This window comes from Streptosporangium sp. NPDC002524, assembly GCF_040295985.1.
GTDB lineage: Bacteria > Actinomycetota > Actinomycetes > Streptosporangiales > Streptosporangiaceae > Streptosporangium.
The window spans coordinates 150,873-172,682 of sequence record NZ_JBEOWK010000001.1 but is presented as its reverse complement, the minus strand read 5'-3'; the positions used below and the strand labels follow the sequence as shown (position 1 = coordinate 172,682).

The 21,810-nt window shown below is 72.6% G+C and carries 10 protein-coding genes; 9 read left to right on the top strand and 1 reads right to left on the bottom strand.

The window, feature by feature from the left end:
• Window positions 1-122: 122 nt before the first annotated feature.
• Complete coding sequence (gene pulA / locus ABT053_RS00685; RefSeq protein WP_350966683.1) at window positions 123-5,975, bottom strand: pullulanase-type alpha-1,6-glucosidase; 5,853 nt, start codon at window positions 5,973-5,975, stop codon at window positions 123-125.
• A 366-nt stretch (window positions 5,976-6,341) separates the two neighbouring features.
• On the opposite strand from pulA, the gene ABT053_RS00680 reads away from it, so the two are divergent.
• From ABT053_RS00680 to ABT053_RS00640, 9 genes are all read left to right on the top strand, one after another.
• A complete protein-coding gene (locus ABT053_RS00680; RefSeq protein ID WP_350966682.1) occupies window positions 6,342-7,634 on the top strand; it encodes an extracellular solute-binding protein in 1,293 nt (430 codons plus the stop codon).
• 3 nt (window positions 7,635-7,637) lie between these two features.
• Window positions 7,638-8,648 carry a carbohydrate ABC transporter permease gene (locus ABT053_RS00675; RefSeq protein ID WP_350966681.1) on the top strand — a complete coding sequence of 337 codons (1,011 nt, stop codon included), beginning with the start codon at window positions 7,638-7,640 and terminating at the stop codon, window positions 8,646-8,648.
• Window positions 8,645-9,511, top strand: a complete 867-nt coding sequence (locus ABT053_RS00670; protein ID WP_350966680.1) for a sugar ABC transporter permease — start codon at window positions 8,645-8,647, stop codon at window positions 9,509-9,511. The genes ABT053_RS00675 and ABT053_RS00670 overlap by 4 nt, the downstream gene beginning before the upstream one ends.
• Before the next feature lie 50 nt (window positions 9,512-9,561).
• Window positions 9,562-11,190: a glycoside hydrolase family 13 protein gene (locus ABT053_RS00665; protein ID WP_350966679.1), complete on the top strand. Its 1,629-nt coding sequence runs from the start codon at window positions 9,562-9,564 to the stop codon at window positions 11,188-11,190.
• On the top strand, window positions 11,180-12,253 hold the full coding sequence (locus ABT053_RS00660) for a LacI family DNA-binding transcriptional regulator (protein WP_350966678.1): 1,074 nt from the start codon (window positions 11,180-11,182) through the stop codon (window positions 12,251-12,253). The genes ABT053_RS00665 and ABT053_RS00660 overlap by 11 nt, the downstream gene beginning before the upstream one ends.
• A gap of 751 nt (window positions 12,254-13,004) precedes the next feature.
• Window positions 13,005-14,474, top strand: coding sequence for an FAD-dependent oxidoreductase (locus ABT053_RS00655; protein ID WP_350966677.1), 1,470 nt, complete (start codon window positions 13,005-13,007; stop codon window positions 14,472-14,474).
• Window positions 14,471-15,142 carry a DUF6875 domain-containing protein gene (locus ABT053_RS00650; protein ID WP_350966676.1) on the top strand — a complete coding sequence of 224 codons (672 nt, stop codon included), beginning with the start codon at window positions 14,471-14,473 and terminating at the stop codon, window positions 15,140-15,142. The genes ABT053_RS00655 and ABT053_RS00650 overlap by 4 nt, the downstream gene beginning before the upstream one ends.
• Window positions 15,139-20,367: a non-ribosomal peptide synthetase gene (locus ABT053_RS00645; RefSeq protein WP_350966675.1), complete on the top strand. Its 5,229-nt coding sequence runs from the start codon at window positions 15,139-15,141 to the stop codon at window positions 20,365-20,367. Before ABT053_RS00650 ends, ABT053_RS00645 begins: the two co-directional genes overlap by 4 nt.
• Window positions 20,364-21,680, top strand: coding sequence for an MFS transporter (locus ABT053_RS00640; RefSeq protein WP_350966674.1), 1,317 nt, complete (start codon window positions 20,364-20,366; stop codon window positions 21,678-21,680). Before ABT053_RS00645 ends, ABT053_RS00640 begins: the two co-directional genes overlap by 4 nt.
• The last annotated feature ends 130 nt before the right edge of the window (window positions 21,681-21,810 follow it).

Here is a 21,810-nt window from a genome sequence, read left to right as displayed (position 1 = left end):
GGCCCGGCGGTCTCGCGGGGCTTGTACGGGAGCTCCCGGGGGTTCCGGGGAGTTCCGGGGAGCTCTGTGCGGTTCTGTCGAGGGTGGACGAATCTCTCGGGAGTGGACGAGAACAGGTTCCGTCAGGGCTGGACGAAGACGGCGACCGTGCGGGCCGGGACCGTCAGGGTGCCCGTGGCGGAGTCGAACGCCGACCGCTTCACGACCGCGTCGTCGCCGGACGTCTGGACGGGGTGGAGCGTCACCTGGGCGCCCTTCAGCGCGGGGACGGTCTGCGGCCGGGCCTCGGGGGTCGCGTTGAAGACGACGGTGACCGACTTCCAGCGCGGGTCGATCCCGGTGGCGTCCAGGTGCATGGTCACGACACCCGGGGTCTCCGAGGTGCCGCCGGCCGGGAAGGTGACGCGCCTCTGCACCTCGGCCAGGGTGGCGAGGCCGAAGACCGGCGAGGAGGAGCGGATTTTGAGCAGCTCCCCGTACCGGGCGCGGGACGCGCCGATCGCCGCGCAGTCCGGCTTCAGCGCCGGGTCGCCGAGCAGCGGCCTGGCGTACTGCCACTTGTCCTCGTTGTCGGGCCTCGGGGGGAGCCCGGCGCCGAAGCCGTTGCCCGCCGAGCAGTCCCACAGCAGCCGGTTGAACCAGTCGCCCGAGTCGTAGGAGTTGCGGTCGAGCGACTTGGACCGCAGCCGCTCGCTGCCCGCGTGCACGAACGAGGTGCCCTGCCCGAGCACGGCCGTGGCCAGCGAGAGCGACTGCATCCGCACCCGGTCGGCCATCGCGGTCGCCGGTGGCAGCTTGTACGCCAGCGCGTCGAACAGCGTCTCGTTGTCGTGGGCGTCCACGTAGGTGACGATCTCGCCCGGGGCGGCGGCGTACCCGGCGGGGGAGCCGTTGTAGCTCACCTCCGAGCCCTTGACCTGCCTGCCGTCGGAGGCGGTGAAGGTGTAGTCGCGGAGGTTCCCGGCGAGCCCGACCTTGATCAGGTCGTGGTAGTTCAGCAGCCGGGCCCGCTGCTGCGCCGCGTCGCCGTTCGCCGGTGAGCCGTTGGGCGCCCCGGCGAGCCCCGAGCCGAAGCCCTGCACGCGGGGGTCGGCGTCGAACGGGCCGCCGCCGCGCACCGCGTCGCGCAGCCGGTCGCTGAAGGTGCCGATCCCGGTGCCCGCCATGTTGGCCTGGGTGGCCTGCTCGAAGCGGGCGTCGTCGGCCACCTCGCCGAAGTTCCAGCCCTCCCCGTACAGGATGATCGACTTTCCGTCGACGCCGTCGCGGGCGACGGTGAGCTTGTCCAGAGCCGCGCGGACCGCGACCATGTTCGCCTTCGGGTGGTGGCCCATCAGGTCGAACCTGAAGCCGTCCACCTTGTACTCGCGGGCCCAGGTGACGATGGAGTCGACGACGAGTCTGCCCATCATGGCGTGCTCGGGCGCGGTGTTGGCGCAGCAGGTGGAGGTGGCGATCGTGCCGTCGTCGAGCAGCCGGTGGTAGTAGCCGGGCACGAGGCGGTCGAGCACCGAGGTGGGGTCCTGGCCCGCGGCGTGGGTGTGGTTGTAGACCACGTCCATCACCACCCGCAGCCCGGCCCCGTTCAGCCCGCCGACCATGCTCCGGAACTCCCTGATCCGCGACGACCCGTCCGGCTCGGAGGCGTAGGAGCCCTCGGGCACGGTGTAGTGCAGCGGGTCGTAGCCCCAGTTGAAGGAGTCCGTGGCCGCGGTCTTCGCGACGCAGGCCTGCTGCTCCTCGGAGTCGGGGGGCATCGAGGCCAGGTCGCAGGCGGGCTCGGTCCGGTCGGCCCTCCTCTCGGGGACGGTCGCCATGTCGAAGACGGGCAGCAGGTGCACGTGGGTCAGCCCGTCCTCGGCCAGCCCGCGCAGCTCCCTCATCCCCGCCGAGTCGCCGGTGAACGCGCCGTACGTGCCGCGCCTCGCCGCCGGGACGGTCGTGTCGGAGGCGGAGAAGTCGCGCACGTGCAGCTCGTAGATCGACGCCTTCTGCTGGGGTACGGCCTTGGGCTTGGCCAGGGACGACCAGCCGTCGGGCCGCAGCGCCCGGTCGGACAGGTCGGCGAGCTGGCTGCGTCCCGAACCCGCCGACAGCGACAGGCTGTACGGGTCGGTCACCTCGTTGACGACCACCTTGCCCTCGCTCGGCACGTAGACCGTGACCAGGAAGGTGTAGTAGCGGTCCTTCCAGTCCCGCTGTCCCCGCACCGACCAGACGCCGGTCTCGTCGTCGCGGCGCATGGGGTGGACGGTACGGTTCCCGCCGGAGGAGTTCCGGTAGAGGGCGAGCTCGACCTTGCCCGCGGTCGGCGCCCAGACCGACAGCCCGGGTGTGCCGCCGCTCCAGGAGGGCCCGAGCCCGGCGGTCGCCGCCTTGGGGTACAGGTCGTCGAGCAGGCCGGGGAACTGCACGCCGGTGGCGGCGAGCAGCGCGCCCGAGGCGTCGCGCTCGACGGCCACGATCTGGCCGCGGGTGGCCTCCCGCACCAGGTCGGCGTCGCGCGGGTCGACGGTGAACGCGGCGTGCCCGGCCAGGTGCGGCCACTTCGCCTTCTGCGCCTCGGTCAGCGCGCCGGGCACGAGACGGATCAGCCTGAGGTCACCGGTGAGGTCACCTCCGGAGTAAGTGATGCCGCCCTTGGCGGAGAAGGCGAGGGAGTAGCGGTTCGCGGTGGAGGGGTCGATCTTCCAGGCGACGGTGGAGCGGTCGATCCAGTGCGCCGCCGACTTCGACAGGTCGGCGGCGGCCCCGCGCGCCGAGGGCTGGGGCAGCAGGTAGCCCTCGGTCGCCGCGACCCGCCACGCCTCGTGGCCGGTCGACGTCAGGTCCAGCGACTGGTTGTCCGGCAGGTCCTTGGTGTCACCCTTGTGGATGATGTAGTTCACGGTCTTGGCCCCCTCGGTCAGGGGGACGCGGAAGTGAACGCCGAACCCGTCCTCGCCCGCGGGCTGGAGCGGCGCGCCCCACTCGGTGGGATTCGCCACGTCGCCCCACAGATGAAGTCCCCAGCCCTCGTAGTTCCCGTCCGGCCGGTGGTAATGCAGGATCGCGACGTTCTCGGCCGCCGCCCGGGTCGGGTGGGCCTTCGCCACGCCCGAGGCGACGTACGCGTCCGGTTGTGCCGCCGGGGTGAACGACTGGTCGGGCCCGGGGTCCTTGGTGTCGCCCTTGTGCACGATGAAGTTCGCCGGAAGGGAGGCGTCCTTCAGCGGCACCCTCCAGAACGCGCCGTAGGAGTCGACGCCGTCCGGCGGGCGCGGCGCGGCCCAGTCGGTGGGCACCCCGTCGGCGAGCCCGTCGCCCCACAGGTGCAGCCCCCAGCCGTCGTAGTTCTTGTCGGGCCGGTTGTAGTGGACGGTCGCGTACCCCTGGGCCGCCGCGCGGGACAGGTGGGTGTCCGGTTTCCCCTTCGCCAGCCAGACCTCGCCGTTCCTGGCGGGGTTCACGATCCGGTCGCCGCCGTCCTTCTCGTCGCCCCTGTGGGCGATGATCCCGACGTTGGTGGCGCCCGGCTTGAGCTTGATCCAGGCGAAGCGGCCGTAGGAGTCCTCGCCGGTCAGCGGGACCGGGGTGCCCCACTCGGTCGGGTTCTCCACGTCGCCCCAGACGTGCAGGCCCCAGCCGTCGTAGTCGGCGGCGTCCTGGCGCTGGTAGTGCACGACGAGCCAGTCGCGTTTGACCGCGCCGGGCTCCTCGGGGGCGGGCTCGGCGCCGACGGTCGCCTGCGCGACCGCCGAGGCGAACCGGCCCGCGGAGTCCTTCACCACGGCCTTGTACGAGATCCGCGTGCCCGCCGCGATGCCGCGCAGGTCGTGGAAGACCCTGAACGTCCTCGAAACGGAGCCCGAGGGGGTGTCGTCGGTGCCGATCGCCTTCCAGGGGCCTTCGCCGACCTTGGCGGCGAAGGTGACCTGGTCGAAGCCGGTGCCGGGCACGGTCGCGACGACCGGGATCCGGCCGTCCTCGGCGGTGCCCCTGATCTCGGCCCCGGGCAGGGCGATCGAGACGGCCGGGGCCGTGGCCGGGGCCTTGAGCTTCGCGGGCGCCTTGTAGACCACCGCCGACAGGGCGGGGACGGTGAGCGCCAGCTTGGTGTCCGCGCCGGTGGTGAGGGTGGCGGCGCCCTCGCCGTACACCTTCGTGAAGGCCGCGCCCGCGGAGAAGGTGGGCACGCTCGCGGTCGCGGGCTGTTCGGCGTTGTTGACCGCGACCAGGTACTCGACCTGCCGGGTGGCGTCGATCCTGGAGAAGGCGTAGACGCCGCCGGAGACGAGCCGCTCGATCTGGGCGCCGTCGGCGAGGGCCGGGTGGGCGTCGCGCAGCGCGGCGAGGGCGGAGATGCCCCGGTAGAGGGGGTGGGCGGGGACGAAGTTGTCCCCGGCGTGGGTGGAGTCGGTGCCGATCAGGTCGTCGCTCAGGTAGCTCTCCGTCCTGGAGGCGAACATGGACGCGCGGGCGTCCTGGTCGCCGCCCTTGCCGGTGAAGCCCTGCTCGTCGCCGTAGTAGACGACCGGCTGGCCCCGGGTGAGGTACATCAGCTCGTGGGCGAGCAGGTCCCTGCGCAGCAGCTCCGAATCGGGGGCGCCGGGGTTGTCCTGGGCGACGAACCGGCCGATGCGGCCCATGTCGTGGTTGCCGAGGAAGGTCGGCAGCGACGACGCGTTGCCGTCGGCGTCGGTGTGGTAGTCGTCGCCCGCGTACAGCCGGGCGAGCCGGGAGGCGTCCGCCGTGCCGCCGACGAAGGAGCGGGCGGCCTCCTGGAACGGGAAGTCCAGGGTGGCGTTCATGCCGCCCCGGGTGGAGTAGCGGCTGGTGAAGGACGGCTCGCCGGAGTAGACCTCGCCGAACATGAAGAACCGCCTGTTGCCCTGCTGGGCCGCGTAGCCGCGCAGCGCCGGGGAGAACTTCTCCCAGAACTCCATGTTCACGTGCTTGGCGGTGTCGATGCGGAACCCGTCGAGGCCGGTGTCGCGCACCCACGTCTTGTAAATGTCGGTCATGCCCCTGACGACCTCGGGGCGCTCGGTCCACAGGTCGTCGAGGCCGAAGAAGTCGCCGTACTCGTCGTTCTCGCCGCCGCTGAAGGTGGAGTCGCCCCGGTTGTGGTACATCGTCGGGTCGTTCAGCCAGGACGGGGTCTTCGCGTTCCTCGGCGCGACCGGGGTGTACGGGAACGAGCCGGTGTCGACCTTCGGGAAGGTGTCCCTGCCCGCGAAGTCGCGGTCGTCGAACGGCACGCCACGGGTGTCGACGTAGGGGTAGGCGCCCTTGGAACGATAGGAGTACGTCTTCTCCGTGTAGTCGACCACGTCGGCCGTGTGGTTGGTGATGATGTCGAAGAAGACCTTCATCCCGCGCCGGTGGGCCTCGCGCACCAGCTCCTTCATCTGGGCGTTCGTCCCCAGGTGCGGGTCGATCCTGGTGAAGTCGGTGATCCAGTAGCCGTGGTACCCGGCCGAGGTGTTCGCGCCGGTGCCCTGCACGGGACGGTTCACGAACGCCGGGGTGATCCAGATCGCGGTGCTGCCCAGGTTCTTGACGTAGTCGAGCTTGCCGAGCAGGCCCTTGAGGTCGCCGCCCTGGTAGAAGCCCTTGTGCGTGGGGTCGAAGCCGGTGGCGAGCCGGTCGCCGGACAGGCCGCCCCGGTCGTTGCCGGGGTCGCCGTTGGCGAACCGGTCGGTCATCGCGAAGTAGAAGCGCTCGCGGCTCAGGTCGGCGCGGAGCGCGTCGCGGGCGAGGTCCCGGTCGGAGGGCTCGGCGGTACGGCTGAGCGCGGACACCACGGGGCTCGCGGGGGCCGGGGCCGGCGCGGAGACCGAGACCTGGGCCGGTGCGGAAAGGGGCGCGGGGGAGGTGGACGCGGCGGCGGGGAGCGGGGCGGCGGCGAGGGGGGTGGCGACCAGGGTGACCGCGAGCGCGGCCCCCGTCAGGAAGGTCGTTCTCGCGCGCCGTGGGGGGAGCGGCCAGACCACGGAGGGCCTCCACGGGAGTTGTTTCGGGGGTATTGCCCGGAAGTTACTCACTGGGAATGGTCTGTGCAATCCCTTGCGGCAATTTTCTGAATCCCGGCAATTCCTGCCCGCCCGGAAGGGGGCCCAATCGGTTGCCCAAAACGTACAAACGGTGATTTTTCGTGACTAAGAGGGTGATATAGCGGCTCGCCGGTCGAGTGGGAAAGTGGGGTGACTCCTTGGCTTTAGGGGGCTTTGTAACGACTTTGCAGACTCTTGCAGAAACTTCTTCCAATGAGGTTCACGTCGGCGTAACGTCCGGCGTACTCCAGACCCGGCCGGACGGCTCATCGGTCCCGGCCGCCCCCCGAACACGAGGAGAAGAACATGCGGCGAGCCTTCCCGGCCGCGGCGATTGTCGCGGCCCTCGCCCTGGCGGTCTCCGCCTGTGGTGGCGGTGACGCCGGTACGGCGGCTCCCACCCAGCCCGCGGCGACGGACCCGTCGAAGATCAGCGGTGAGATCACCTGGTGGGACACCGTCAGGCCGGACAGCGAGGGCCCGACGTTCCAGGCGCTCATCAAGGACTTCCAGGCGAAGTACCCGGGCATCAAGGTCAAGTACGTCAACGTCCCCTCCGACCAGGCGCAGAACCAGTTCCAGACCGCGGCGCAGGCGGGCGCGGGGGCGCCGGACGTGATCCGCTCCGAGGTCGCCTGGACCTCCCAGTTCGCCTCCCTCGGCTACCTCCAGCCGCTGGAGGGCACGCGCGCCGTGGAGAACGAGCAGGACTTCCTGCCGGGGCCGCTGAGCAGCACCGAGTACGACGGCAAGACGTACGCCGTCCCGCAGGTCACCGACACCCTCGCGCTCCTCTACAACAAGAGGCTGCTCAAGGAGGCCGGGCACGAGAAGGCCCCCGCCACGGTCGAGGAGCTCAAGCAGGCAGCGCTCGACGTCAAGGAGAAGACCGGCGCGAACGGCCTCGCGCTCAACGTCGACTCCTACTTCCTGCTGCCCTTCATGTACGGCGAGGGCGGCGACCTCCTCGACGTGCAGAACAAGAAGATCACCGTCAACTCCCCGGCGAACGTGAAGGCGATGGCCACCGTCGCCGACCTGATCACCTCCGGCGCCGCGCCCAAGCCCGCGATCCAGGACAGCTACGCCAACGCGATGACCGCCCTCAAGGACGGCAAGGCCGCGATGATCTACAACGGCCCGTGGGCGCTGTCGGAGATCTACCAGGGCAAGGAGTTCAAGGACAAGGAGAACCTGGGCATCGCCCCCGTCCCGGCGGGCTCGGTCAAGGCCGGAGCCCCCACCGGCGGCTGGAACCTCGCCATCTACGCCGGTTCCAAGAACCTGGACGCCTCCTACGAGTTCGTCCGCTTCATGAGCACCCCCGAGTCCCAGGCGAAGGTGGCCAAGGAGATCAGCCTCCTGCCGACCCGCGTCTCGGCGTACGACAACCCCGACGTGCAGGCCAACAAGGACGTCGCCGTCTTCAAGCCCATCATGGACACCGCGACCGCCCGGCCGTGGATCCCCGAGGGCGGCCAGCTCTTCCAGCCGCTTCTCGAGGGCTACCAGTCGCTCGTCGGCGGCACCGCGACCCCCGAGGACATGCTCAAGAAGGTCGACGGCCAGTACCGAGGCATCTTCAAGGACTGGAGCTGACCCGTGGCGCTCTCGACTGGGCGTGTGAACGGCACGGCCAGGGACCGGGCCGCGGGCGCCGACGGCGCCCGCGGCCGGGGCCGCCCGCCGGGCGGCCCGTTCCGGCGGGCGATGGGCACGCACTGGTACGCCTGGGCCATGGTCGCCCCGGTGATCCTGGTCACCGGCCTGCTGGTCGGCTGGCCGCTGGCCAGGGGCGTCTACCTCTCGCTCACCGACGCCACCGAGGCCAACATCGGCCGGACGATCGGCGTCAACGTCATCCCCTCGACGTACGAGTTCACCTGGTTCGACAACTACGTCGCGATCCTGACCAGCGGGCTGTTCTGGGAGAAGCTGACCTGGACGGTGGTGTGGACCGTCGCCTGCGTGGCGTTCCACTACGGCCTCGGCCTCGGCCTGGCCATGCTGCTCAACCGCAAGCTGAGGTTCCGCTCGGCCTACCGGCTGCTGCTCATCCTGCCGTGGGCGATCCCGGGCTTCGTCTCGGCGTTCATCTGGCGCTACCTCTACAACAGCGACTTCGGCGTGATCAACGCGATGCTGCGGGCCGCCGGGCTGGGCGCGGTCGGCTGGCTCGACGACCCGACCACGGCGAAGATCGCGGTCATCGCGGTCAACGTCTGGATGGGCGTGCCGTTCATGATGGTCGCCGTGCTGGGCGGGCTCCAGTCGATCCCCGGTGAGCTGTACGAGGCGGCCGAGGTCGACGGCGCCACGCCGTGGCAGCGCTTCCGCTTCATCACGATTCCCGGCCTGCGTACCGTGTCGAGCACGGTCGTCCTGCTGGGCACGATCTGGACGTTCAACATGTTCCCGGTGATCTACCTGATCAGCGGGGGAGGGCCGGGCAGCTCCACCGAGATCCTGGTCACCTACGCCTTCCGCGAGGCCTTCACCGGCGTCCGCAACTACTCCAACTCCGCGGCGTGGGGAGTGATCATCCTCCTGCTCCTCGTCGTGCTGGCCGTGGTCTACCGGCGCTCGCTGCGCAAGCAAGGGGAGGTCTGGTGAGCACCGCCACCACCACCGGGCGTGTCCGCGGACGAGGGGAGCGCGGTGTCGGCAAGTCGATCCTGCTGCACGCGACCCTGCTCGCCGCGGTCGTCACCTCGGTGTTCCCGATCGTCTGGCTGGTCCTGACCTCGCTCAAGCCGCGCGACGGCTGGCTCTCCAGCGAGCTGGAGATCTTCAACCAGCCCTCGCTGGACAACTACGTGCGGGTGCTCACCGAGACGCGGTTCCCGACCTGGCTGCTCAACTCGGTGATCGTCGCCGGGCTGACCACGGTCATCGGCGTCTTCCTCGCCTCCACGACCGGGTACGCCATCAGCCGCTTCCGCTTCCCCGGCTACCGGGGGGTGATGTGGATGCTGCTCGTCACCCAGATGTTCCCGGTGGCGATCCTGATCGTGCCCCTCTACAACCTGATGGCGGGCCTCGGGCTGCTCAACCAGATCCCCGGGCTGGTCATCGCCTACATGACGGTGGCGGTGCCGTTCTGCGCGTGGATGATGAAGAGCTACTTCGACTCCATCCCGCGCGAGATCGACCAGGCGGGACTCGTCGACGGCCTCACGCCGTTCGGCGCGTTCTGGCGGGTCATCCTGCCGCTGGCCAGGCCGAGCCTCGCGGTCACCGCGTTCTACTCGTTCATGACCGCCTGGGGCGAGGTGGCGTACGCCACCGTGTTCATGTCGCAGGAGGAGAAGCGCACGCTCGGCATCGGGCTCCAGCAGTTCGTCGGCCAGCACTGGTCGGACTGGGGCCTGCTCACCGCGGCGGCGGTGCTGATCGCGGTCCCGGCGGCGGTCGTCTTCCTGCTCGTCCAGCGGCACCTGGTCACCGGGCTCACCGCCGGTGCCACGAAGTCGTAACACCACTGTGGTACTACGTCCTGATATGTCATCCGATCGGGGGATTTAATATGACCGAGCTTGCCCGGACGGACCGGGGTACCGGGACCGCCACCCGATGGTGGCGCGACGCGGTGATCTACCAGGTCTACGTGCGCAGCTTCGCCGACGGCAACGGCGACGGCGTGGGTGACCTGCTCGGCGCGCGCGGCAGGCTCCCCTACCTCGCGGACCTCGGGGTCGACGCGGTCTGGCTCACCCCGTTCTTCACCTCGCCGATGGCCGACTTCGGCTACGACGTGGCCGACTACCGGGACGTGGACCCGATCTTCGGGTCGCTGGCCGACGCCGGGGCGCTGATCGACGACGCGCACCGGCACGGCCTGCGGGTCATCGTGGACGTGGTGCCCAACCACACCTCCGACCGGCACGCCTGGTTCCTGGAGGCCCTCGCCGCGCCCCCCGGGGACCCCGCGCGGGAGCGCTACCTCTTCCGCGAGGGCCGGGGCGTCGCGGGGGAGCTGCCGCCCAACGACTGGGAGTCGGTCTTCGGCGGTCCCGCGTGGACCCGGCTGCCCGACGGCGAGTGGTACCTCCACCTGTTCGCCCCCCAGCAGCCCGACCTGAACTGGGAGAACCCCGAGGTCCACGCGGAGTTCGAGTCGATCCTGCGGTTCTGGCTCGACATGGGGGTCGACGGCTTCCGCGTCGACGTCGCCCACGGCATGGTCAAGGCCGACGGCCTGCCCGACGTCGGCCACCCCGACCAGGTCGGGATGATCGGCACCGAGGTGGTGCCGTTCTTCGACCAGGACGGCGTGCACGAGATCCACCGGGCCTGGCGCAGGCTGCTCGACTCCTACCCCGGCGAGCGGATCGGCGTCGCCGAGGCGTGGGCGCCGTCCTCGCTGCGGCTGGCCAACTACGTCCGCCCCGACGAGATGCACCAGGCGTTCAACTTCCAGTTCCTCGTCGCCCCCTGGGAGGCCGCCGCGTTCCGCGCGGTCATCCAGGAGTCGCTGACGACGGCCGGGCTGGTCGGCGCGCCCTGCACCTGGGTCCTTTCCAACCACGACGTCAAGCGCCACCTCACCCGGTACGGCGGCGGCGAGGTCGGCCTGCGCCGCGCCCGCGCCGCCGCCCTGCTCACGCTCTCCCTGCCCGGCTCCGCCTACGTCTACCAGGGCGAGGAACTCGGGCTGCCCGAGGTCCTCGACCTGCCCGAGGAGTTCCTGCGCGACCCGCAGCGCCTGCGCGACCCCGACGACGGCCGCGACGGCTGCCGGGTGCCGCTCCCGTGGGCCGACGGCGAGCCGCACTTCGGCTTCAGCCTGCCCGGCGCCGAGGGGACCTGGCTGCCCATGCCGCCCTCCTGGGGGCCGCTCAGCGTCGCCTCCCAGCTCGGCGACCCGGTCTCCACGCTGAACCTCTACCGGGAGGCGCTGCGGATCAGGCGCGAGCGCCGCTCCTTCGACGACGCCCCCGACGACGCCCCGCTGACCTGGCTCGACTCCCCGGCGGGCACCCTGGCCTTCACCAGGGGCGACGGGTTCGCCTGCACGGTCAACCTCACCGGCGAGCCCGTGGAGCTGCCCGCCCCCGGGCGGATCCTGCTGGCCAGCGCGGAGACGGCCGTCGAGGGCGGCGTGGCACGGCTCGCCCCCGACTCCGCCGTCTGGTGGGGAACCGATGCCGCATAGCACCCTCGGCCACGGCGGTACCGGCACCGGTCACGGCGGTACCGGCACCGCGAGGCTGACCGACATCGCCGCGCAGGCCGGGGTGAGCGAGGCCACGGTCAGCCGGGTGCTCAACGGCAAGCCGGGGGTCTCCGCGCTGACCCGGCAGGCGGTGCTGACGGCCCTGGACCTGATGGGGTACGAGCGCCCGCAGCGATTGCGCCAGCGCAGCAACGGGCTGATCGGCCTGGTCACCCCGGAGCTGGACAACCCGATCTTCCCGGCCTTCGCGCAGGCCTTCGAGAAGACGCTCACCCAGCACGGCTACACGCCCGTCCTCTGCACCCAGCTGCCCGGCGGAGCGGTCGAGGACGAGTTCACCGAGCTGCTCGTGGAGCGCGGGGTGAGCGGCATCATCTTCGTCTCCGGGCTGCACGCCGACATCACCGCCCGCTCGGACCGCTACATCCAGCTGATCGGGCAGGGCGTGCCGATCGTCCTGCTCAACGGGCACGCCGCCGACGTGCCCGCCCCGTTCATCTCCCCGGACGACCGGGCGGCGGCCCGGCTCGCCGTACAGCACCTGGCCGATCTGGGACACGAGCGCATCGGCCTCGCCGTCGGCCCCGGCCGGTTCGTCCCGGTGATCAGGAAGATCGAGGGCTACCGGCAGGCGATGTCCCAGCTGCTCGGCGTCACGGACGTCGACGGGCTTATCTCGCACTCGCTGTTCTCCGTGGAGGGCGGCCAGGCCGCGACGGCGCAGCTGCTGGCACGCGGCTGCACGGGCATCGTGTGCGCCTCGGACCTGATGGCGCTGGGCGCGATCCGGGCCTGCCGCGACCGGGGGCTCTCGGTGCCGGGGGACGTCTCGGTGGTGGGGTTCGACGACTCGCCGCTGATCGCGTTCACCGACCCGCCGCTCACCACCGTGCGCCAGCCCGTGCAGCCGATGGTCACCGCCGCCGTGCACACCCTCCTGGAGGCCGTCGCCGGGACGCCCGGCCAGCACTCCGAACTGATCTTCCAGCCGGAACTCATCGTGCGGGGCTCGACGGGCTCGGGACCCAAGATCGTCCGCTGAACGCCCCCGCCCGCTGACATTTCGCAACGATCCATTCCTGCCACCGTCGCGGGCTTCCCCGGTGTGCCCGCCGATCTCTATACTCCGAGATCCTCACCGCGAAGACCGCCGCAGCCGCCGGTCCTCCGGAACACCGCGAAGACCGTAGCCGCCGGTCCTCCCGGGCAGTGCGAAGGCCGCCAGAGCCGCCGGTCCCCTCGAACATCGCGAAGACCGTCACAGCCGCCGGTCCTTCCGCTCGGCATCCGCGTCATCAGCGTCATCCGGGCCGCCCCGGCCCGGAACCCCACCCTCGTTCGACCCGTCGACCTCGCGCGCCCCCCAGGAGGCCGGTTTTGAGTGTGCACGACCTCACCCAGATCGCCATGACCGCCGACCCTTCCCGGCCCACCGGCCCGGTTCCTTTCCGGCTCACTGTCCCGGGTCCTTCCCGGGCCACCGGCCCGGTTTCTCTCCGGCTCGCCGTCCCGGGTCCTTCCCGGCCCACCGGCCCGGTTCCTCTCCGGCTCGCCGTCCCGGGTCCTTCCCGGGCCACCGTTCCGGTTCCTCTCCGGCTCGCCGTTCCGATCCGCGAGCGCGCGGGCACGCCCTCGTACCGCGCCGCGGGACCGGAGGAGACGCCGTGACGGACGCTTCCCACTTACCCGGCTTAGCCGGTTTATCTGTCTTACCTGACTTATCCGGCTTGTCCGGCGGCCCGCACCGCCACGCCCACGCGGCCGTCCCCGCGTCCGCCCCTGAGCCCGGCTCCGTGCCCACCCCTGGGGCCGTTCCCAAGCCCGCCTCCGCCTCCGAGTCCGCCTCCGAGCCCGCCTCCGAGCCCGCCTCCGAGTCCGCCTCCGAGTCCGCCTCCGAGTCCGTTCCCGCGGACAGGGCGGCGGTCGTCGGGGCGGGTCCGGCGGGGTCGCTGCTCGCCATCCTCCTCGCCCGCCGCGGCCACCCGGTCGACGTCTACGACATGCGCCCCGACCCGCGCGACGGCAAGGGCGACGGCGAGGGGCGCTCGATCAACCTGGGCCTGTCGGCCCGCGGCATCCGCGCCCTGCGGCACGTCGGCCTGTGGAACGCTCTCGGGGACAGGCTCGTGCCCATGCGGGGACGGATGATCCACCGTCCGGGCAGGCCCGCGGCCTTCCAGGCGTACGGCACCGACCCGGGGGAGATCCTCTACTCGGTCCGCAGGGACGAGCTCACCACCCTCCTCGTCGAGAACGCCGCAGCTCACGAGGGGGTGAGGCACCTCTTCGGCGTCCGCTGCGCGGGAGTCGACCGCGAGAGCGGGCGGCTGACCCTCGCCGACACGATCACCGGCGAGACGCGCGACGCCCGCGCGGACTTCGTGGTCGGCGCCGATGGAGCGTTCTCCGCCGTGCGCGCCGCGATGCAGCGGGGGCTCGCCGCCGACTACCGCCAGGAGTTCCTCGAATGGGGGTACAAGGAGCTCACCATCCCCGCCGCCCCCGGCGGAGGCTCCCGCGTCCCGCTGGAGGCGCTGCACGTCTGGCCCGGTGAGAACGCCCTGATCGTCGCCCACCCCAACGTGGACGGCTCGCTCACCGCGACCCTCTTCCTGCCGCACTCCGGCGCCCCGGGCTTCGCCGAACTCACCGAGGGGCGGGACGTCACCCGCTTCTTCCGGCGGGTCTTCCCCGGCGTGGTGGACCTCGTGCCCGACCTGGCCGAGCAGTACGCCGCCAACCCGGTCGGGAACCTGGTGACCATCCGCACCTCGCGCTGGCGGCACGCGGACCGGGTGGTCCTCGCGGGCGACGCCGCCCACGCGGTCTACCCGTTCTACGGCCAGGGCATGAACTCTGCCCTGGAGGACTGCCTGGTGCTCGACGGCTGCCTCGCCCGGCACCCCCGCGACCGCGAAGCCGCGTTCGAGGAGTACCAACGGCTGCGCAAACCGCACACCGACATCCTGGCCGACCTGTCCGAGCGGAACTTCGCCGACCTGCGCGACGGCACCCGGTCACCGCTGCGGCTGGCCCGCAGGCAGGCCGACCTCGCGCTGAACCGCGCCTTCCCGACCCTGTGGCGGCCGCTCTACACCATGGTCTCGCACACCGACATGCCGTACGGCGAGGCGTTGCGCCGGGCCCACCGGCAGGACCGGGTGCTGCGCTGGTCGGGCGCGGCACTGGCCGGGGGGCTGGCCGCGGGAGCCGCCCTCGCGGCCGTCCGGATCGCCTCCTCCCCGCGGAGGACGGCCCCGTGATCACGCACCCCGGAGACCCGTCGCTCCGCCTGATCGAGGTCGCCGACCTCGACGCCCCGTCCCCGCCGCCCGAGGTCCTCGCCCACGGGGACGCGATGCGGGCCGTCGTGGACTGGGCGGGGACCTACCTGTGCCGCCCGCACCCCGAGCTGGGCCGCAACGGCCCGGTCTGCCCGTACGCCCAGGGCTCGCTGAGCCGGAACAGGTTCTACCTCGCGGTGCCCCGCGCCGGGGAGGCCGTCGAGACCGTCGAGGACGTCGCCGCCGCGATGGAGCCCTACCGGGCCTGGTTCACCGCGCTCGCGCCGCTGGACGGGCCCGAGGCCGTGTTCACCGCGATCCTGCTGCTCCTCCCCGGGCTCGGCGACCGCCTGGCGCTCATTGACGGCGCGCAGAACGCGCTGAAGGACGCCTTCGTCGAGGAGGGCCTGATGATCGGGGAGTTCCACGACGGGCCGCCCGACAAGCCCGGGTTGTGGAACCCGTTGCTGCGGCCCCTGGCCGGTCCGGTGCCGCTGCTCGCGATCCGCCACATGGTCGCCACGGACCTGCCCTTCCTGTGGGGGGACCCGGCCCACCGGCGCGCGTACCTGACCAGGTTCGGCGGCAGGGTGCCCGCCCACCTGCGGGAGATCGTCATGGAGGCCGTCATGGAGGGGGTCGAGTGACACCGCCCGTGACACCGCCCGCGACACCGTCCGCGACGCCGCCCGTGCGCCGCGACCCCGCCGCGCCCATCCCGCTCACCCCCGCCCAGGCGCGCCTGTGGTTCCTCGACCGGGCCGGGGCCGGCGGCGGGGCGTCCTATGTCTGCTGGACCTTCCAGCGACTCACCGGGCCGCTCGACACGGACGCGCTGCGCGCGGCCTTCACCGCCGTCGTGGAACGGCACGAGGCACTGCGCCTGGTCATCGTCGAGGGAGGCGAGGGAGCCGAGGGAGTCGAGGGACCCGCCCAGGTGGTACGGGAGAGCGGGCCGGAACTGCTGGTGGTGGACGCGCCCGACGAAGAGGGGGCGCGTGTCGTCGCCAGGGACGTGCTGTCGCGCAGGTTCACCCTCGACGGCGCCCCGCTGCACCGGGCCGTACTGATCAGGCTCGCGTCCGGGGAGCACGTCCTGAGCTGGTGCCTGCACCACATCATGTGCGACGCGCCCTCGCTCGGGATCCTGGAGGAGGACCTCTGGGCCCATTACCGGGTCCTGGTCGACGGCGCGGAGCCGCCGGGGCCGGTGACCGCCCAGTTCCCCGACTACGCCGCCTGGCTCGCCGGTCAGGGGGTGGAGGGACGCGAGGCCGGGCTGGCCCACTGGCGCGAGCACCTGTCCGGCGCGCCCGCCGTCACCACCCTCCCGCAGGACCGGGCCCGGCCCCGCGAACCCGTACTGGGCGGGGCCCGCCGGTCCCTGCGCCTGCCCGACGGCCTGGTCTCGGACCTGCACGCCCTCGGCAGGGCGCGGCGCGTCACCCTGTTCGTCATCGCGATGTCGGCGATGACCGCCGCCCTGGCCAGGCACTCCGACGAGGAGGACGTGGTCGTCGGGACCGCCCTGGTCAACCGGCACCTGGTCGAGCTGGAGGGCTCGGTCGGCTGCTACATCAACCTCATCCCGGTACGGACGGACCTGCGGGCCGACCCCACCCTGGCCGAGCTCCTGCGCGCCGTGCGCGGCTCGGTCATCAGGGGGCTCGGCCACCAGGCGACGCCGTTCGAGGAGATCGCCGAACTCGCCGGAGCCCCCCGGGACCTGCGCAGGAACCCCGTCTTCCAGACGCTGCTCGTCATGGGGGAGGGGAGCGGGTCCGCCGAGCGGGCGGCGAACGTCACCACGGAGACCTGGGAGCTCGACGAGTCCTCCCCCGGCGCCCGTTTCGACCTCACCCTCGTCGTGAGCGCGGGCGACAGGGGGATCGAGCTGCACGCCGACTACTCCGCCGACCTCTACGACGAGGGCACCGTCGACCGGTTCCTGCGCAACGTCGTCGTCTTCCTGTCCGCCTTCACCGCCACCCCGGACCTGCGGGTCTGGCAGGTCCCGCTCCACGACGGGATCCACGCCGGTACGCCGGACGCCTCGTACGGCGGCCTTCCAGGGGGTGAGCGGTCCCTGGCTACCGGGGGCGGTCCGGTGCTCCGCGATCCCCTGGGTGCCGGGGAGTCCACGGCGGTGCGCGGCTCCCCGGCCGCCGGGGGCTTCACGGCGGTTCACGAGCTCATCGCCCGGTGGGCGGCCGAGACCCCCGGTGCTCCCGCGCTGGTCTCGGAGGCGGGGACGGTCGGCTACGGCGAGCTGGAACGCCGCTCGGCGCGGCTGGCGGCGCGGCTGAGGGAGGCGGGGGCGGGACGCGAATCCGTCGTCGCCGTCGTCCTGCCGAACGGCGGGGACGCCGTCGTCGCCCTGCTCGCCGCGCTGAGGGCGGGAGCCGCCTACCTGCCGCTCAACCCGGCCGACCCGCCGGACAGGATCGCCGGGATACTCCTGGAGGCCGGAGCGGTCGCCGCCGTCACCTCCGGCGAGCACCGGGCCGCGCTCGCGGGCTACCCCGGCACGGTCCTCACCGTCGGGGAAACCGGGGAAACCGGGGAAGCCGGGGAAGCGGGAGAAACCGGGAAGGCCGGGAAGGCCGGAGAAGCCGGGGACCTCGGCGATGTCGAAAGCGCCGAGAGCGCCGAGAGCGCCGAGAGCGGTGGGGAGCGTGGGGCCGCACAGGGCTTCGCGCGTCTCGCGGACGCTCCCGACTCTCCCGACGACGCGGCCGACCCCGGGGCCGTCGGTGGCAACGGTGGCCCCGGTGAGGGGCCGACCGTGGAGCCGGGGGACCTCGCGTACGTGATCTACACGTCGGGGTCCACCGGGCGGCCCAAGGGGGTGATGGTGACCCACGGGACCCTCACCCGGCTGACCGAGTCGTTCCGCGTCGTGCACGGGTTCGGGCCCGGCGGGCGGGTGCTGATGCTGCCGCCGCTGACCTTCGACGCCTCGGTGGGGGACCTGTTCCCCGCCCTGTGCTCGGGGGCCGCCGTCGTGCTGCACCCCGACCCCGCCCTGCTCGACGGGCCGGAGCTGGTGCGCTTCTGCGCGCGGCACGGCGTGACCGCGGTCGACACCGCGGCCTCCCTGTGGCGCGGGTGGGCGGCCGGGCTGGCGCCGGGAGCGGTGCCCGCCGACTGGCCGGTCACCACGATGATGGTCGGCGGGGAGCGGGTACCGCTCTGGGCGGTCCGCGCCTGGGCCGCCGCCACCGGCGGCCGGGTCGAGCTGTTCAACCACTACGGCCCGACCGAGGCGACCGTGTGCGCCACGGTGCACCGCACCCGCGACGGCGGTGAGGCGGCCGGGCGGGAACACCTGCCGATCGGGCGCCCCCTGCCGCACGTCCGCGCGTACGTCCTCGACCGCAGGGGCGGCCTGGCACCCACCGGCACGCCGGGCGAGCTGCACCTGGGGGGCGACTGCCTGGCCAGGGGCTACGTCGCCCGGCCCGAGGAGACCGAGGCGCGGTTCGTCCCCGACCCCCACGCCGGGCGCGAGGGGGCCCGCATGTACCGGACCGGGGACCTGGCCAGATACCTGCCCGACGGGACGCTGGAGTTCCTCGGGCGGGCCGACAGGCAGCTGAAGGTCAACGGCTACCGGATCGAGCCCGCCGAGATCGAGTCCGCCGTCGCGGCGCACCCGGGGGTGCGGGACGCGGCCGTCGTGGCCTCCCCCGAGGGGGACCGGCTCATCGGCTACGTGGCACCGCGCACCACCGACCCCGAGAGACTGCGGGACTTCCTGCGCGAGCGGCTGCCCCGGCACATGGTGCCCGCCGTGCTCGTGCCGCTCGACGAGATCCCGCGCACACCGCACGGGAAGATCGACACCGGACGGCTCCCGGACGCCTCGCGGGACGCGCCCGGATACGTCCCGCCGCGCGGCCCGGTGGAGACGGCGCTGGCCGGGGTGTGGGCCCGGATCCTCGACCTTCCCCGGGTGGGGCGCCACGACAACTTCTTCGCCCTCGGCGGGTCCTCGCTGCTCGCCGCCCGGGTGCTCGGCGAGGTCCGCAGGGAGGCCGGGGTCGAGCTCTCCCTGGGCGGCCTCTTCGAGACGGCCGACCTGGCGGAGTTCGCGGCCTCCGCGGCCACGCCGGAACCTGTCCTCGGCGACGACGACCTGCGGGCGCTGGCGGTGCTGCCCGGCGACGTACGCGACGCCCTCGCCTCGGCGCGCGGCGTACCGGGGGACGGGGCCGGGGCGTCCGGGGTACCGGGGGAGGGGCGTGGGGCTTCCGGCCCCGTGTCCGGTGTGCCGGGGGGCGGGGCTGAGCTTCCCGGTGTGCCGGGGGGCGTGCGTGGCGTGCCCGGTGCGCGCGACGTCTCCGGCTCTGTCGGCTCGGCCAGCTCTGTCGGCCCGGTCAGCTCGGTCGGCCCGGTCAGCTCGGTCGGCCCGGTCAGCTCGGTCGGCTCGGTCGGCCCGGTCGGCCCGGTCGGCCCCGTCAGCTCGGTCGGTTCTGCGCCGGGCGGGGTGGCGGCGGGGTGGCCCGGACGGGTGCTGCTGACGGGGGCCACGGGTCTTCTCGGGGCGCACCTGCTGGCCGAGCTGCTCGACCGGGGTGTCCCCGAGGTGATGTGCCTGGTCAGAGCGGAGGACGAGCGGGCCGCCGCCGACCGGGTCCGTGACGTCCTGACCCGGCACGGCCTCTGGAGGCCCGGCTACCGGGAAAGGATCACCGGTCTGGCCGGGGACCTGACGGCACCCCGGCTGGGGCTGGAGCCCGGCCGCTACGACGCCGTGGCGGAGGGTGTCGACCTGATCTGCCACACCGGGCGGATCGTCAACTTCGTCCAGCCGTACCGGATGCTCGCCCCCGTGAACGTCGGCGGGACCGTGGAGGTGGTCCGGCTCGCCGCCCACCTGCGGCCGACCCCGCTGCACACCGTCTCCACCCTCGGCGTGTATCTGGGCTGGGCGGGCAGGGACCGCCCGATCGCCGAGGACGAGGCCCCGGACGACCCCGCCGGGCTGGCCTCCCCGTACTACCAGACCAGGTGGGTCGCCGACGCGGCGGTGCGGCGGGCCCGCGAGCACGGCCTGCCCGTGACGGTCCACCGGCCCGCGCGAGCCGGTGGCCACAGCCTCACCGGCCGAGGCGACCCCTCGGACTACCTCAACCGGCTGCTCGCCACGTTCGTCCAGCTCCGCATGGTGCCCGACATCCCGGTCGCCGAGGACGTCATCCCCGTCGACCACCTCGCCGCCGCCATCGTGGCGAGACTCCTGGACCCGGCGTCGGCTGGGCGTGACTTCCACTACTTCGACGCCGAGGGGATCACCTACCGGCAGATGGCGGCGGCCCTGCTCGATCACGGGTACGACGTCGAGCCGGTCCCCTGGGAGCGCTGGCGGGCGGAGATCCTGCGGCGCTCCGCCGCCGGGGAGCCGGTCGCGATGGGGCCGTTCGCCGCCGACCTGGGCGAGGAGCCGCCGGGGCCGCGCGGGCCGGGGTTCGACACCTCGTTCGCCTGCCCGCCGCCCGATTCCGCCTTGATCGGCCGCTATCTCGCGTTCCTCGAAACGTGCCCCGGACTTCTCCCCGGAACGGCCTCGCCGACCGGAACAACTCCGCCGACCGGAACAATTCCGCAGACCGGGACGGCTCCGCAGGCCGGGACGGCTCCGCAGATCGGGACGGCTCCCCAGACCGGGACGGCTTCCCAGATCGGGACGGCTCCGCAGGCCGGGACGGCTCCGCAGGCCGGGCTGGCTCCGCGGACTGAGACGGTTCCGCGGACCGGGACGGTCTCGCGGACGCCCGCCGGGGTCGTCGCCGGGGAACCCGTCGAAAAACCCATCGAGACGCCTGACGAGACGTCCGCCGAAATTTCCCCAGAAGGAGGGCTTCGTTGAGAGCCGACGCGCTCAGGTTCGCCGGCATCTGGTCCGCCGAGCTGGTGTCGGTGATCGGTTCCAGCCTCACCGGCTTCGTGCTCAGCGTCTGGGTCTACCAGGAGTCCGGATCCGAGACCCAGTTCGCCCTCACCATGCTCTGCGCCACGCTGCCCGGCATCCTCATCACCCCCTTCTCGGGGGTGATCGTGGACCGCTTCGACAGGAAGTGGGTGCTCGTGCTGAGCGACTGCGGGGCGGCGCTGTCGACGGCCGCGCTGCTGCTGATCGTCCAGACGGAGAGCCTCGCCGTGTGGCACGTCTACGTCGCCACCGCGATCGGCGCGATCTGCGGGACCTTCCACCTCACCGTCTACCAGGCGCTGACACCGCTGCTGGTCCCCGAACGCCACCTGGGCAGGGCCAACGGGCTGATGCAGGCCAGCTGGGGGCTGCAGATCGCGGCCCCGGTGGCGGCGGGGACGCTGCTGGAGGTGATCGGACTGCGCGGGGTGCTCCTGATGGACCTGCTGTCGTTCGCCGTCGCGACGGTCGTGGTCCTGGCGACCCGGCTGCCCCGGTCGGCCACCCGGCCCGAGTCCGTCGCGAGCCCGCCCTCCCTCGGCTCCGACCTGCTCTTCGGGCTGCGGCACCTGCGCTCCCACGGCCTGTTCCCCCTGGTGGCGGTCTTCGCCGCGTTCAATCTCCTGTTCGCCGTCGCGGGGGTGCTGATCCGCCCGCTCATCCTGTCGTTCACCGGGCCCGCCACGCTCGGGGTGCTGGTGTTCGCCGGTGGTGCGGGACTGTTCGCGGGCAGCCTGGTCATGGGCCTGTGGGGAGGACCGCGCCGCAGGATCACCGGGGTGAGCCTCTTCATGGGGGTCGGCGGGATCGCCCTGGCCGCGCACGGCCTGTCGCCCTCGGTCGCGCTCATCGCGGTGGTCGCCCCCGCGTTCCTGTTCATCCTGCCGGTGGTCAACGGCTCCGTGATGACGGTCCTGCAGCTCAAGACGGAGGCCGGGGCGCTCGGCCGGGTCCTCGCCACGGCGCGCACCCTGGGGCAGTGCGCGGTGCCCATCGCCTACCTGACCGCCGCGCCCGCCGCCGAGCACCTCACCGGCCCCCTGCTGATGCCGGGCGGCACGCTCGCCGGGAGCGTCGGGGAACTGATCGGGACGGGCCCCGGCAGGGGCATCGCCCTGATCTACCTGATCGACGGGTTCCTGCTCGTCGTCCTCGCGGTCACGACGTTCGTCCTGCCCCGGCTCCGCCGCCTGGAGCGCGAGATCCCCGACGCGCCCAAGGCGGACCCCGCACCCGCACCCGTCTCCTGACCCCTCCCGCCCCGCACGACCCGCGCTCCTCGGGAACCGGACTCCTCGCGACCCGCGACCCACACGAACCGCGCCCCTCACGAAACCGCGACCCTCACGACCCGCGACCCGCGACCCGCGCCCCTCACGA

Bases quoted from the DNA above. Each gene is read 5' to 3' on its own strand.
- ABT053_RS00665 (WP_350966679.1), top strand. From the start codon at position 9,562: ATGACCGAGCTTGCCCGGACGGACCGGGGTACCGGGACCGCCACCCGA.
- ABT053_RS00660 (WP_350966678.1), top strand. From the start codon at position 11,180: ATGCCGCATAGCACCCTCGGCCACGGCGGTACCGGCACCGGTCACGGC.
- ABT053_RS00680 (WP_350966682.1), top strand. From the start codon at position 6,342: ATGCGGCGAGCCTTCCCGGCCGCGGCGATTGTCGCGGCCCTCGCCCTG.